The organism is Rheinheimera sp. 1928-s, assembly GCF_029269265.1.
Classification (GTDB): domain Bacteria; phylum Pseudomonadota; class Gammaproteobacteria; order Enterobacterales; family Alteromonadaceae; genus Pararheinheimera.
In genome coordinates, this window is record NZ_JARIXP010000005.1 from 178,818 (window position 1) to 191,350 (window position 12,533).

Consider the following 12,533-nt stretch of genomic DNA (forward strand, 5'->3'; position numbering starts at 1 on the left):
GATTCACGAAGTCGTTACTCTAAGGGCGTCCCTTTTGGGCGCCCGTTTTCAGATGCTCTGCCAGGCTCCTCAATAAATCCGCGTCATATGGGGCCGCTGTAAATCAACCAATCAAGAGACATTCATCATGGGAACTATAAAAACCACAGTTTTAGGCGGGCTATTCATTTTCACCCCTCTTTCTCACGCCGATTTTATTGACGACTTTACGACTAAATCAGTAGCGGGCTGGCAAACCTTGACCGGTGATGGCAATGCGCAGTTGAAACTTTTACCCATGGATGGTTTTGCTCGTATGCACATCGATGCAACGAAAGATCAACACAATATTTATTGGACCATTATCAAACGCGATATTGCCAAGTCCCTGGATATGGAAAAGCTGAAAAGCCCAGATTACGAATTACGCGTAGAAGCTCGCGTACGCCCCAGCCATTCGCCGCGCCGGGTTAATTTTATGATCAATACACAGCGCACCACGGATTATCACGAGCACTTACGTGAGTATGATCTGGGGCAAACGTCTGAGTGGCAAGTGATCAGTATGACGACGCGCAACCTGGATGCTGCTCCTGGTGATCAAGTGAATATCCAACTTGGAGTGACCGATTGGGGCCCAGACCAATACTACTTAGATGTGGATTATTTTCGCGCTGAAGTGGTTCAAGTGAAAAATGCAAAACCCGATCTAGGCGAACCTCTTGTTTATCATCCTCCTATCCCTGCACTTGAAAGCTTCACACAGCATCTGAAGGTAAAACAGGATGCAAGCATTAACTCGGCATTCCCTTTAGTGAATTTCAATAACTGGACATCCGACAATGCCCGGGTTTTCACTGTGAGCGCGGGGCAATACCCTTTGCTGCGCTGGGACTTACAAAGCTTTCGTGGCCAAAAAGCCAATGCTGCGGGTGTATTGGAGCTAACCACGCAGTCGGTGCAAAAGGTGGCGACTACGTAGGCGCTTTGGGTGAAGATTTTGGTATCGAGTTCGATAAGGTGCGGCTGTTTGAAATTTTCGGCGGCGATGCAAACTGGCAACAACAGACCGTCACCTTCGCAAACTTTACCCAGGGAAAAGATCTGCAATCGACCATCAACGGCCAAATGATTTTTGATACAGAGGTTGCTCAAGCTCAAGGTAAAACCCTGGTGACTATTCCCCGCCCGGTATTGCAACGCCTACTCGATGGCACCACGCGTGGAATTTTGCTGCAACCTCTAGGTGCGCTTGAAGTGTCGTTCTACGACTCTGAGCACGGCGATGGCAGCCAAGCCCCCAGATTACATTTCAGCACTGCTGCTCAGTAACCCGTCAATGCGAGCTCACACTTGTATCTGCCAGCATACTGCAAAACCTTATTTATCAAGAGGTGAAGAATGAATCCATCTTTTAAACAGCTCTCCATACTTTGGTTGCTCCTGCTAGGCGCTGCAATGGGCCTTATCAGTTGTGTCGCGCCATCAACTCAAAACGCGCAGCAAAATCAAATCTATACCTGGCAGATGCAAGAGATTGTGCTGCATGCAGAAAAGTCGTACCAAAATTATTACACCGATGTAGATATGTGGGTTCAACTAAAAGGGCCAGGCTTTGATAAACGCGTCTATGGGTTCTGGGATGGCGACAAGCGCTTTGTCGTGCGTGTGGTGGCCACCAAGTCGGGCGAATGGACATGGCAAAGTGCATCCAACCATCCTGATGATCCTGGTTTGAATGGTCACACAGGTTCCTTCACGGCCATTGAATGGTCTGCTGCTGAAAAAAAGCAGAACCCTAACCGGCAAGGTTTTGTCCGTGTCTCACAAAATGGCCGCGCCCTTGAATATGCCGATGGCACGCCCTTCTTTATGGTAGGTGACACTTGGCTGGCAGGCACAACCTGGCGCTTGCCGTTTCGTAATGCGCCCACCTCAGATAATTACCAACCAGGCCCAGGCATTGGTTTTGAAGATGCAGTGGCTTTTCGCAAGAAGCAGGGCTTTAACTCTGTCAGTATGATCGCCGCTTTTCCCAATTGGGATGCCGATTTAAACCCCAGTACCCATGCAGATGAAAATGGCATTTACTTGCGAAATGCGTGGGAAAAATTTGGTTACGACGTTGCGAGCGGAACAGGTACTGATGCATCGGGCGGCGTCAGTTATTGGGGTTCATTCACCGCAAAAAGTATGCGCGATGAATACGGCCACTTGCCATTCGCCATGTCTGCCGAGCATAAAGATGTGTCAGATTTTACCCGCATCAACCCGGCCTATTTCAAAAGCCTCGATCGCAAAATGGATTATTTGTCGCAACAGGGCTTTGTGCCGCTGCTGGAAACTGTGCGGCGCGATGTGGGACCTTCATGGCATGCCTATTTTGATTTCAATGAAACTTTTGCCCGTTACACTCAGTATTTAATTGCGCGTTATGGTGCCACCAATATCGTCTTTAGCGGTATTCATTTAGATTGGATCCCACAAGATTTCAGCCTGAGTGCTGCACAATTTAATGAAGCCCTGACCTATCACTTAAAAAAATATGGCCCACCGCCCTTTAGCCAACCTGTGACTGTGCTTATTGATCGCTCTACCTATGAAGCCTTTGGTCATGCTGAGCAAGTGCCCTGGCTTAACATGCACAGCGTGGGCAACAAACCGCGCGATCATCGCGTAAGTTCCGCATTAGAAACCCAATTCAAACTGACGCCAGCCTATCCAACTATTAATTTCGAGCCCTATTACACCGGCTGGCTGCACGAGATCAACAAACCCGCAGGCGAAGAACCGCCGTCAAATTCTGCACGGGATAATTATTTTGCACGCGCACAAATGTATGGCTCTGTGCTTTCGGGCGGCTTGTCTGGTCATGTTCACGGCACAGCTGCCTATGACCTGACCTCGACAGGAGAACCCGCAGGTGCGAGGCCGCATATCTGGGATGCATTGAATTACCAATCCGCCACCTACATGCAGCATCTGCAGGCCTTTGTGCTGTCGGAAGGCCGCCGCTATCAGGATTTATTGTTAGCGTCAGATCAGATGTCTGTGCGCAAAGCGCCGGGCAGCCCAGAGGATGGGCTCGATGGTTGGTCTTATATGATGCGCACAGCGGAAAAAGATTTCGCGCTGCTTTATTTTGAAAATAAAGCTGTCCTGCCAAAGTTAAAAGGCTTCACTCCAGGTAAAACCTATACCCTGAAATGGTTTGATCCAATCAATGGTCAATGGCAAAAATCGGTTTCGATGACTGCGGATAGTGAAGGCACCTTAGCCATGCCGAACTTTCCGTACAATGAACAAATCGCCAGCCGCGATTGGGCAGCAAAAATCACGCGTTAAACGGATGCACAGCACCAGCCAGCGCTTAAAGGCGCCGCTGCTGGGCGTGCGTTTTATCGGCAGTGGCTCTGAGTAAGCCTATGGCTCACTCAGAGTTTCAATCTCAATGTCGCCATGGATACTGACGATCGTTTTACGGCTTTTACCTATACGGGAGCTGCCGATATCTTTACCGACCACATCATAATTGGCAGAACCAAGTTGTGGCTCGAGCTGGCTTCAAACGCACAGATCCTAAAAGAGGTAAATAAAGCCGATGCCTATTTCAGCCTCATAGTTACTGCGAGCTATTGGGCTATCCCGAACCTCACTACTAAAGTACTCAAAAAGTGCTTCGCCATAAATCTGCCAATTCTGATGGACGTAATGGCGTAAGTTGTAATCTATTCCTATTGAGCGTAATCCACCACTCAGCCTGGTTTCATTTAAACCGGATAGAGTCGCTTGGGCTGAGTCTATGCCGAAACCTTTGTTGGCGTATTCGCTGTCGTGAACAACCACAACAAAGTTAAGTTCAGAACCTGTGCCGTCGATTTGGTCGCCGAAGCGGCGCCCTACTCCAAATAAACCAAGGTTTCCATCACCACCTGTCACGACACGGCCAACCAGCCAATAGCGCCAATCGGAATCGAAAGCGCGACGCGCTTGCAGCACCAGTTCAGCGCCCTCATCTTGCTCACCGAGCCCAAACAACCTACCGTCGTCGGAATCACTTTCTTTACGTCCCTCATCGAAGCCTACGAGTGCCTCGAGCAACCAAGTGTTAGCACGAACACCACGCCAGCCGAGAGCTTCACCGGCAAAAAAGAAAACATCGTCACCACTACGCCATTGCAATGCTCCAGCGGGTTGGATCTCTAACCCAAATTCGTCTGACCCTTCGTAGGCTGTTTCATATTCAACACCTAAGCCAAGTCCTAAGCTCCAGCCATCCTCGCCTCTTGAGAAGTCGTCAACCGACGGCAAAGGGACCAGCGCTTTTGCAGTTTCCTGCGCCAGTGCTGCTGGAAAGAGAAAGCTATGGATGAAAATGATGAACAATAAGTAGTTAAGTTTTTTCATATAAATCCTATTTCCGACTTAAGTGAGACGGCTGGCAGCCCCTGTACACTGATCGCACTGAGTTATAAGTGAGATCCTAATAAAGCGATCACAGTGCACCGCATTTTATATCCCTACAGGCTGTCGCTCTTTGTCTAAACCATAAGCGGCATAGCCATCTTCAGCATGGCGTGCTCGCTACTGCGCTGTTGAAACCTTTTTATAAACAGAGCAACAGACTGGATTTCCGCTTACTTTTTTCCTTAAGTTCCGCACATCCTGTCATTTACCATCTATGCAATTTTTGCCTACCCATAGGCAACTTCATATGTTGTGCAGATATGAAGTCCTAGTCATCTTTCCTCCGCGTTAAACAAGCTGTTACCGGTATTTTCCGCGAGTTGATAAGGCTGCAGGCAACTTGAGTCTGACGTAACTTTCATAGTTCGACGACTTTTTAGTCACATTAGCTCTGCTAGTCTCCAAGCCTTTCTTCAAATAAATACGGTCGATTTTTGGAGGTTAGTAAGATGAGTACGCACTTTAAAAAGGTAACCTGGTTAACTCTTAGAGGGATGACATTATGAGCAGGCAATACAGACAAGTATCATGGTTGACTCTGTGGGTGCTGCTGCTTGGCTTGCCACTTTTTAGCCATGCAGCAGAGGCGCCCGGAGCGCTGACTGTGATAGTCAAAGATCAAAATACTGAACGACCACTCTCAAGCGTGCAAATCACCATCAAGAAACGGGAAACCTCTTCCACACAAACTTTAGAAACCGACGAACAAGGTCGCATTGTCGTTGAGCAGCTCGACCCAGGTCTTTACTCGGTGAACCTGGCCAAAAGTGGCTTCGCTTTATTGTATGAGCCAAGCGTGCGGGTGGTGACGCGCAAAAATATACAGATTGAATTCAAACTACTTAGAGAAGAGGAGATTGAGGTAGTGGAGGTTCGGGCACGACGATCTGATGCATTTGCCTCAAGCTCCAGCACCTTTCTCGACAGAGAAGCCTTGCTGAGCTCAGTGGGTGGTGGCGCAGATCCGCTGCTGTCGTTGGACGGATTACCAGGTCTGGCATCCGCCAGTGAATTCGCCAGCTTTAGCGTACGTGGCCGAGGTCCAAGAGATAACTTGATATTCGTTGATGACTTTCCCTTTGATAAAGCAGTTCATTTTGATGCAACACTGGGGGAAGAGGAAGATGTAGGCGGCGGTGGCCGTTTCTCGATTTTTGCACCGAACGTGATCAGTGGCGCAGAGTTCTCGCCCGGTGGCTGGGGTCCGGCTTATGGTGGCCGTGCAGCATCGCTGCTCAAATTAGACGTCGCCGATGGCAATCCAAGCCCGTCAGCAAGTTTTCGCTACGACCTTGCGGGCTATGAAGTGGGTTATGACGGCCCGACCGGTATCACGGATGACTCTACTATGCTGTTTTCTGCCCGGCGACTTGATTTCGGCGCTTTGTTTGAAACTATTGAAGAACTGGATATTGGCGAGCCTGTATTAAGAGATATCATCCTCAAGTCGGTCATCCCCATCAATCAGAATCACAGCTTTGAAATTCTACTGATGGATACCCACGAAGATTATATTCGCGATGTGACTCATGTTTTTGCGTCACCCAATTTCGAAGATGCTGCGCTGCTGGACTTCAAGCAAGATAGCGATTTGTATGGTCTGACGTTGCGATCATTGATCGGTGAAGAAGCTGTTTGGACCAATAAGCTTTACTACCGCAAAAGCGACAAGATAAGCTCAGAGGGCGAAGCCTTTCCTGATCTCGTACCAGCAGGATCGCCCGCCTCTGATTTTCCGGTGCGGGAGAACATTATTACCATAGGTGAAGCTGAAACAGAGACTGGCTGGCGAAGTGATTTTGAGACCATAAATCAGTGGGGGCGGTTTAGTGCAGGTAGCCAGGTAACGCAAATTGAACTGAACTACAACACGGTGTTAGATGGTGACTGGAACCGATTTATTTACGATAGCGATGATTTCAGACCAAACCCCGAACAGCGTTTTATTGTGCTGACGCCTCAGAACATCAATTCTTCACTACGTCAGAAAGAAACCAGCTATGCTGGCTACGTCGATCAGGTTTTTGAACTCGGTGATTGGGATTTTGGCACTGGCTTACGGCTCGAGCGGGACGGCTTTGCCGACGAAAGCCTCGTGTCGCCCAGGTTCAGCCTTAACTGGCAGCCTGCGGGTAAGGTCAGATATTTTGCGACCGCAGGACTTTTTCATCAGTCGCCACGGTATTTAGAACTGGCCGCGAACGGGTCAAACGACCTTAAAAACGAAAAAATCACCCATACTAGTATAGGTTTCAAGTACTTCCCGAACACCAATTGGTCGGTGTTAACTGAGGCCTATTACCAAAACCTCGATGACCTGGTGGTAGACCTGGATAGGACAAGTGGTACCTTTGCCAACATGGGTGACGGCACATCGTACGGCATCGATATTGTCGTCATGGGTACAATTCGTGAAGGACTTTACACTACCGCAACCTATTCTTATAACGATGCAGTAGTCGACAACAAAGATGGCCGCGGTAAGGTAGCTGCCGACTTCAGCCGCGAGCATGTTGCAACCCTCGGCCTGACCTGGGAAATCAGTGACCGCTGGAAGGTGGCCGGGCGCTACAAATATCTTTCCGGCAGGCCGGACCAAAACTTTATTATTCACTCAGACGTGTTGGGAGCAGGACAACCTCTGCGCTACTCGAAAGAGATCACGGAGCCTAATGTCGGTCGTAAAAGTGGTTCAGGCTTGCTAAACCTTCGCGTTGACTATAGACGCGCATTTGGCCCGATAGATGTAACCGCCTTTCTCGATGTGATCAACGTCACGTCTGCGTCGTCAAGCGACGACACCGAGTTTGACTACCGCCGGGGCGTCGAAGTGAAAGACGATAGCGAAGCCGAACCACTGATTGGCCTTCGACTGGATTACGCTTGGTAAAGGGGAAGCAGATGATACGCAAACTTGGCGAAACGCCGATTAGAGTGTTGATTGTCGAAGATAACCGCGACATTTGTGCAAACATTGCCGCCTATCTCGAAAACCATAGCTATATTCTGGATTTTGCCTATGACGGTATAAGCGCGATGCACCTGGCGTTGACGAACCCGTTCGACGTGATTGTACTGGACCTGATGCTGCCAGGAATGGATGGCCTGAGTTTCTGCAAAAAGCTACGCACTGATGCCAACATAGATAAACCCGTGATTATGCTCACGGCGAGAGACACGCTTGACGATAAACTGAAGGGGTTTGCGGCGGGAGCCGATGACTATTTGGTTAAGCCATTTGCATTACAAGAGCTGCATGCGCGACTGCAAGCGCTTTACAAGCGTAGTCACGGCAAAACCGACAACCTGCTCACTGTGGGTGAGCTAACGTTGAACAGATCCACACTGCAAGTTCATCGCGCCGGGAGGCGCGTCGATCTCAATCCTACAGGTATGAAACTGCTGCAACGATTGATGGAAGAGGCGCCGGCTGTTGTAGATCGCGATGCTCTTGAAACCTTGTTGTGGGCTGACGAGCATCCCGATGGGGATGCGCTTCGATCGCACATGTACAAGCTGCGGCAAGCTATCGACAGGCCCTTTGATAGCCCGCTCATTCATACTGTACATCGCGTAGGCTACCGAATTGCCGAGGATGCTTAGCAATGTACCGTCGCAGTTTACGCCAGCGTGTTGCCTTTGCATTTGCTATCTGTGTTGCTGTACTCAGTGTGGCCTGGGGATTCGCTTTCTTGGCTGCGATCAGGTTGAGCGAAGACCGGGTGCTGACGCAACAGCTGGAGGTTGCCGCCAAAAGCTATCCCTCTCTGACGATGAACCTTCGCGGCTACGACAAAGTGGCCAGCTTGCCGGAACCATTGAGGGAATGGGCGCAGACTAATCCCGCGCCAGGAATATACGAATTCGAAGCCGAAGAGTTACATGTTGCGGTGCTCTCTATCACCAATGAAAAGCAGCCTACCAGCAACGAACAGCCAAATGCCTTTGTGGTTTTCGACGTTGCTGGTATTGAGGCTGCATCCTCTGAAGATTGGTGGTTGCTGCTGGTGATCACTGGTGTGGTGGGAACATTGGGTGTTCTTGGTTTTGGGTTGGGCGTTGTGGTAATGCGCAGAGCTGTAGCCCCTGTGGCGCAACTGGCCAAAGCTGTTGCGGACATCGACCTTGAGCACCTATCGGCCGAAGATTACAAACGTATAGAGTCTGGCCGCTTTGGTGATGACGAGGTTGGCGTGCTCGCTGGAGCTATTGAGAAAACGCTTGAGCGCATCAGCGCCTTTGTGACAAGGGAGCGAGACTTTACCAGTTCAGCCAGCCATGAGTTACGCACTCCAATTACTGTAATCACCGGCGCGCTTGAGCTGCTGGAACAGAGTGATCTGGCAGAGGCCGATGTGAAGGCACTCGATCGAGTACGGCGAGCGACACTCGACATGAAAAGCACTATTGAAATGTTCCTGTGCCTCGCTCGCGAAAAGGATGACGGTTTATACGAAGAGCAATTTTTCGTGACGCCGCTGGTCAGGCAGGCGGTGGATCTGCAGCGCCACTTGCTGAGCTGCAAGTTCGTCGATGTTGAAATCGACCATCACGAAAACCCTTGCGTCTGCGGTCATCAACAGGCTTTTTCTATAGCCGTCAATAATCTGGTGCGAAATGCGTTCGAGCATACCTACACCGGACAAGGGCCGATCTCGATTCTCATCAAAGAGCACGAGCTACTGATTACCAATCAACTGCACCGCCACGCTGAAGGACTATATACACCAACCGAGTCGTCTCACGGATACGGCCTGGGGCTGGGTATAGTGCAACGGCTATGTGAGCGCAATGGCTGGTCTTTTTCGCTGCTCGCTGATGAAAAACGAATAGTCGCCCGTCTGTCATGGTGACGATGGCAGAGCGCTGTAATGCGCTAATTATTCGGGAATAACTGCAGCTGAACTTAGGCGCTTAAAAGCTGAGCTAACAGCCTTCGGTGTGAGCGGATCTTGCGACCGAATTCAACAATGCACGTTAATAATTATTAGAATGCATCCTAAGATACTTAGTTTTGTGCCAGAAGCGGAAATTGGGCGTTGTGGTAAATGCATGATCATCACTTCTTTTGCTAGAACAAACCGCTGGATAAATTCCCAAGTGTCCACCTTGAGTAAATTCAAGAACAACTAGCGTACTGGATGTATAAATTTTGCCAGACGCAAATTTACTGATGTCAGAAAAATCTGTTGAAATAGAGGTACATCAGCATTAGTTTAGTATGAATTAAATTCAGGAAAGAAAGAAGGCTTAAAAATGTTCGACTTGCGGGCAAGCTGCCTTTGAAAACGGATTGTTAGGTGTCAAGGAGTACGCTATTAAACATATAATTTACATTTTCATGGCGCTGATGCTTCAGTCGTGCATCGTAATGAAAGAAGAATACTATTTCCCATCAGCTAATGGAGGAAGCGTTCAAAAAGATTCATGCAGAGGGAAGGTTGGTGCAGACAACAAACTAGCATTTGATTGGGACGGTGTAAGAGCCATTTTCTCTGTTCGTAAATTCGGCGCGCCACTGAGCTTTGGTGCAACATTCGAAATTTCGACAGGTTCGTCCGTAATTTGGCCGACGCAAGTAATTACAGTTAAAACCGAGCTTGGAAAAACTGAGTTATCGTTCGACTCATTCGAGAAAATAGTAAGTTATGGTGATGACTTTAAGACTGCAAGCTATCCACTTGGCACTCTTTTAAAAAACGATACAAAAAAGGAGGCTGAGAGCTATTTTCAGTCGGTTAATTTACCGACAGATTCAGTAGAGCAAATAGAAGTTGAAAGTATAAGAGTTATAGTAAATGGCCAAGAGATAACGTTACCGAAAATGCGTTTTGAAAAAACAAGTGGGTTATTTTTACACCCCTTAAATTGTTGACTATGGCACCTAACAAGTTGCTTAATTTCGTTCCGGCCACATGGCCTCCACTGGACTGCCTAAGCTGCGCTGCGGCAGCCAATTAGCAAAGCGTTATACGGTGAGCTAATCTATGAAGCTAACATTGTTTCTATGCATATATTTTTTCTGTTCATATGTTTATTCATGTGATTTGGGCTCCAAAAATATACCGTCATTTGCAGTCGTCAGTGAAATGCAAGATGAAGGGGATAAGCTCAGGCGCTATGAGCTTTTTATTCCTGTAAAGTCTGGAGATATGTTTTTTAGTGATGCAGAAATACAGCTCGCCGCATCATTTAATATCAGTTTAGATTTCCGTAAATCACTCGAATATGAGGGCGATTATTACATCGCATACTTTGCTATAAATCCAAGCTACGAAAACAACATTAATGTGATAATTAGTCACAACTCACCAGACAAAGCCAGGAGTGCGATTGTCTTTTGCGGAAACTTTCAAAAATATAGTTTATCTGAGTTATTGAAGGTTAAACCACCAAGGAAATTGCCTAAAGTGCCGGCACCACCGCCATCATATAAGGGTAACAATGATGTATAACAAAGCGCGGCACTTTACGGCCTTCGGCCGCAGCGACGCTCACCAAGGTTCGCGCGCGTGCGCTAATAGTTAGGCCTACAGTCGCCATTCGTGCGCCCCGCGAATACTCGGAAATAAACAGGCACTGCTGCTATCAACCATTGCTCGCGGAGAAAATCATGAAAGACTTCATCATTCTGATGTTCGACGATGCCGTTAACAAGACCATTGCAGAGGACGACGAAAAGTGGGGAGCCTACTTCTCAAAACTTCGAGCCTCCAGTGGCTTTGAAGGCGGCAGTTCCGTCGGATTGGGGACGAGATTTAGGCAAGGACATTCGGAGACGCCATCCGCGACTGATATCAACGGCTTTATTCGCGTCCGCGCCGAGAATATTGTCAAAGCGAAGGCATTTCTGCTCGGAAACCCGATCTACGACGCTGGCGGCACCGTCGAGATTCGAGAGCTACCTAGAGATGAGTAGCGTGCTCAAGCAAAAGCAAGCGAGGCCTAACATCTCGCTCAACCTGACGCCGCCTGCCTCCGCGGGCAGGTTAGCTCGAACCTTAATGTCCGTAATTCACTCATAGTGAATTAATCATGCACGTTAATAGCCATTAACGTGCATGATCGTATTTATCAGTTATCGAAAAAACGAACGTTCGCAACTAACGCAAATCTGACATTCGTTTTCTCGTATTCCAGTGCTAAATGACTGGAAATCTCTTTTTGCAGCCAATCACCTTAGTTCAGCTTCGGCTTTCGATGTTAGCAATTGCTAACTAGAGCTGAGCCTCGAAAAACTAAGACATCCCTACCCCAGCAACCTCTGCTTCAAGGCTTTGGCGTAAGTGCGGCTGACCTTCAGCACTTTTTGATTTAGCAAGACGGCGTTGTATTCCGAGTTACAGAGCGGTTGCAGTTTTTCGATGTACGTCAGATTCACCACTGTTGATTTATGAATACGGACAAAGACGTCAGGTAAACGCTCATCAATCAGGCTTTTTAGCCTGGCCCGCATCACATAAGTCTCAGCCTGGGTGTGCACACACATATAGTCTCCGGCGGCGTCAATCCAGATAATGTCCTGATAGGAGATCAACTGAATGGGGTTGCGTCCGTCCTGGATCACCAGTTTTTGCCGTTCTATACAATATTGTGGCTCGGCGGCTTCTGCACTCTCCTCAGCACTGCGCTCTTTACTGCTCCCGGCGTTGCCCCCCTGCTGATCTTTGGTTATTTCGGCAACAGCAGAAAGCAGTTGTGCTTTGTCGGCTCTGTTGCTCGTCAACTCACTCACTCTGGCTATAGCTTCAGCTAAACGTTCCAGTTTCACTGGTTTTAGTAAGTAATCAAGGGCTCGTACTTCAAAGGCTTTTACCGCGTGTTGATGAAAGGCGGTGACAAAGACTATGGCCGGACAATGCTCGGGTTGAAGTTGCCGGATCAGCTCAAAGCCGCTTTGCTCCGGCATTTCAATATCCAGAAAAATCAGATCGGGCGTCTGAGTATTAATCAAAGCTATAGCTTCAGCTACGCTGTTGGCTTCACCTATTACCTGAATGTGCGGGAAGGCTTCCAGTCGCAATCGCAGGCCTTCGATGGCTGCGGGTTCGTCGTCTACGATCAGAGTCTTTACTATCGTCATCTTG

Annotated in this window: 11 protein-coding genes; 9 read left to right on the forward strand and 2 right to left on the reverse strand. The window is 48.6% G+C overall.

Annotation, left to right across the window (positions count from 1 at the left end):
• Nucleotides 1-127: 127 nt before the first annotated feature.
• The 3 genes from P3C17_RS13790 (at nt 128) to P3C17_RS13800 (ending at nt 3,324) form a co-directional block, all read left to right on the forward strand.
• Complete coding sequence (locus tag P3C17_RS13790; RefSeq protein WP_300929981.1) at nt 128-961, forward strand: hypothetical protein; 834 nt, start codon at nt 128-130, stop codon at nt 959-961.
• Nucleotides 962-966: 5 nt separating this feature from the next.
• Complete coding sequence (locus P3C17_RS13795; protein WP_300929982.1) at nt 967-1,311, forward strand: hypothetical protein; 345 nt, start codon at nt 967-969, stop codon at nt 1,309-1,311.
• Between the two features lie 69 nt (nt 1,312-1,380).
• Nucleotides 1,381-3,324, forward strand: coding sequence for a DUF5060 domain-containing protein (locus tag P3C17_RS13800; RefSeq protein WP_300929983.1), 1,944 nt, complete (start codon nt 1,381-1,383; stop codon nt 3,322-3,324).
• A 234-nt stretch (nt 3,325-3,558) separates the two neighbouring features.
• Here P3C17_RS13800 and P3C17_RS13805 read toward each other — a convergent pair whose 3' ends face one another.
• Nucleotides 3,559-4,386 (reverse strand): MipA/OmpV family protein, encoded by an 828-nt coding sequence (locus P3C17_RS13805; RefSeq protein WP_300929984.1) that lies wholly within the window; start codon nt 4,384-4,386, stop codon nt 3,559-3,561.
• Between the two features lie 562 nt (nt 4,387-4,948).
• On the opposite strand from P3C17_RS13805, the gene P3C17_RS13810 reads away from it, so the two are divergent.
• From P3C17_RS13810 to P3C17_RS13835, 6 genes are all read left to right on the forward strand, one after another.
• Nucleotides 4,949-7,336 carry a TonB-dependent receptor gene (locus tag P3C17_RS13810; protein ID WP_300929985.1) on the forward strand — a complete coding sequence of 796 codons (2,388 nt, stop codon included), beginning with the start codon at nt 4,949-4,951 and terminating at the stop codon, nt 7,334-7,336.
• Nucleotides 7,337-7,374: 38 nt separating this feature from the next.
• Entirely contained in the window at nt 7,375-8,049 is a 675-nt protein-coding gene (locus P3C17_RS13815) for a response regulator transcription factor (protein WP_300930328.1), read from the forward strand.
• Between the two features lie 2 nt (nt 8,050-8,051).
• Nucleotides 8,052-9,299, forward strand: a complete 1,248-nt coding sequence (locus tag P3C17_RS13820) for a HAMP domain-containing sensor histidine kinase (protein WP_300929986.1) — start codon at nt 8,052-8,054, stop codon at nt 9,297-9,299.
• Nucleotides 9,300-9,817: 518 nt separating this feature from the next.
• Entirely contained in the window at nt 9,818-10,321 is a 504-nt protein-coding gene (locus P3C17_RS13825) for a hypothetical protein (RefSeq protein WP_300929987.1), read from the forward strand.
• Between the two features lie 112 nt (nt 10,322-10,433).
• Nucleotides 10,434-10,901 carry a hypothetical protein gene (locus P3C17_RS13830; RefSeq protein WP_300929988.1) on the forward strand — a complete coding sequence of 156 codons (468 nt, stop codon included), beginning with the start codon at nt 10,434-10,436 and terminating at the stop codon, nt 10,899-10,901.
• A 158-nt stretch (nt 10,902-11,059) separates the two neighbouring features.
• Nucleotides 11,060-11,365, forward strand: a complete 306-nt coding sequence (locus P3C17_RS13835; RefSeq protein ID WP_300929989.1) for a hypothetical protein — start codon at nt 11,060-11,062, stop codon at nt 11,363-11,365.
• A gap of 330 nt (nt 11,366-11,695) precedes the next feature.
• On the opposite strand, the gene P3C17_RS13840 is transcribed toward P3C17_RS13835, so the two are convergent.
• Nucleotides 11,696-12,529, reverse strand: a complete 834-nt coding sequence (locus P3C17_RS13840) for a response regulator (protein WP_300929990.1) — start codon at nt 12,527-12,529, stop codon at nt 11,696-11,698.
• Nucleotides 12,530-12,533: the final 4 nt, after the last annotated feature.